Annotated in this window: 3 protein-coding genes; 1 reads left to right on the top strand and 2 read right to left on the bottom strand. The window is 39.5% G+C overall.

All coding sequences use genetic code 11. The features are described 5' to 3' along the window. Nucleotides 1-311: 311 nt before the first annotated feature. Nucleotides 312-704, top strand: coding sequence for a YolA family protein (locus ABMY41_RS21675; RefSeq protein WP_199524511.1), 393 nt, complete (start codon nucleotides 312-314; stop codon nucleotides 702-704). A gap of 43 nt (nucleotides 705-747) precedes the next feature. On the opposite strand, the gene ABMY41_RS21670 is transcribed toward ABMY41_RS21675, so the two are convergent. Continuing rightward, nucleotides 748-1,185, bottom strand: coding sequence for a hypothetical protein (locus ABMY41_RS21670; protein WP_013463093.1), 438 nt, complete (start codon nucleotides 1,183-1,185; stop codon nucleotides 748-750). A 240-nt stretch (nucleotides 1,186-1,425) separates the two neighbouring features. Continuing rightward, entirely contained in the window at nucleotides 1,426-1,806 is a 381-nt protein-coding gene (locus ABMY41_RS21665; RefSeq protein WP_024606317.1) for a hypothetical protein, read from the bottom strand. Nucleotides 1,807-2,065 lie beyond the last annotated feature (259 nt).

Genomic DNA, 2,065 nt, shown 5'->3' with positions numbered 1-2,065 from the left:
AAATCAAAACACACCGCCAAGTGAAAGAGCCGTAAAAACTTCACGCGCTTTAAGTCAGAAAAAAGACTAGTTACCTCTTGCTTGACTCGCCCTTGAAAGGGTGAGATTGCGCAAGCCTAATGTTCAAGGACTATGAAAATAAATTTAATTCGGGCCTGCTATCTGTAGTCATAGCAACTGGTGTAAGTAATATGAGTTATGCTGAGGAAGTTCCGCGCAGTCAACAAGTAATTACCTCCCTTCCTGTACTCACTAGTCAGAATGCTCCAGCTCCTGCCGAAATCAAAAACATCCGCATGGAGTCTGAATTAATGGCTCGAGCATCAGCTCCGCCGCTATCTTCAATGTGGGTATATGCTGTTGGTTCAACTGATTGTGGGTGGGAGTCCACTGTTGGTATGACAACAACTGCATGTGATCATGGGGGAGAGCAGCTGCGTACTGCTGTTTTAGAAATTGGTTATGGTTATAATCATATTGCTTGGATGAACGGTGGGTTACTTCCGAGTTCCACAATGTACTCAAGTACGCCTGTTTGTGTGACTGGTAGTAACTACACATGGCCTTGTACCGCTGGGCAAACTGTCGTGGGTTTCCTCAATGAATACAATGTCGATGGTCATCAAAACGGATTATTCAAATACCAAAATACTTCGACTAATTCGCCATGGAATACTATGTCAGTCCAGATCAGTATTCTTTGATTTATTAATGATGTAGGCCAGACATTCTGGCCTTTTTATATTTCTAAATACGAATGTTAACACCAGTACTTTTGTCTTGCATGATAGACATAGCTGATTCTAACATCTTCAAAGTAGTCTCGTCATTGCGTGACAGTGCGCCTTGGATGCCATCACGCGTTTTTTGAATGAAGTTATATCGTGTTTCATCACTGTGTGCACCTGCCAGTTCGCCTCCATTTACGGGTATTTTCATAGTCATAGCCATGAAAGGCCTGCCGTCATCGAGAGACATTTCTCCATTGCGGATTTGAGTGTTGGCCCAGTCCCGCATTTCTTGCCGGGTCATACTAGTGAAATCCGCCTGTTTTGTGCTGCTGTCAGTCTTATCATTGTCTGTTTGTGCTGCTGTTAATGCAGCCGAAAATGACGTTGAGGCCTCTGTTGAAGGCTTGGTACGCTGGTTCCCATTAAAATAATGTACGTTTGCATCAACTCGCATAGGTTCTTTTCCTTAGTATGATCGTATGAGTGATATTAACTGCAAAACCTGCGCCATAATTATACACTTATAGTCTTTTGAAAACGCCTTTAAAAAGTTTATTTAAATTAAGTTGTTGAAGGTAATTCATCGTAAAGTGAAAAGCTTAATACAGAGGTGTTGGACGGCAAAGGCTTTCCGGTAACTGGAATATTTACTAATAGGCTTGGCTCATAGGCCTTAAATTATTCAGGATAAAGCCTAATAAAAGAAGGTTTTGAAATAAGCAATATTAAAGTGAAATATTGGGATCGAGATTGATACAAAGATGAGGGATATAGAAATCAATATCCATTTCAATTTTTTGATTTCTTTTAAGTGATTTGCATTTTTAAGCGATTCATTTAGCCGCTGAATATTTAGTTCAACTTCGTGTACAGTCTCCTGAGAGACGAGCGCTAAATCTTTAATACTATCAACAGAGCTTTTTAAGTTTTTCTCTGTTGCTAGTATATGAGTATCAACGCTCTTAATTTCCAGTGATTTCTTCACATATTCAGATAAAGAAATACCTTCCTTTTGCGCCTCACTACTTAAAGACTCTTTTAATTTATCGTCAATTCGGATGCTTAGAATAGCCATTCTAAAATACCTCTGATGTATACGGGTGTAAACAAAGCGTATACGCCTATTTTTAAAGGCGCAACAGGTTATTTTAGATGAAAACTGTGTATGACAAAATGAGATAATAGGCACGCTGTCGAATGTATACAAATGAATCGCCCCGAGTTCATCGGAGACCAGTTTGTTTAAGTCAGGCCACTTTACCTGACTCGTTTAAATTATCATAGTAGTCTGTTTCATATTGAGCTGGTGAAATATACCCAATTGAAGATAATAA

Source organism: Pseudoalteromonas sp. BZA4 (assembly GCF_040104395.1).
GTDB lineage: Bacteria > Pseudomonadota > Gammaproteobacteria > Enterobacterales > Alteromonadaceae > Pseudoalteromonas.
The sequence above is the reverse complement of the archived record's forward strand: the minus strand, read 5'-3'. Positions and strand labels throughout refer to the sequence as shown.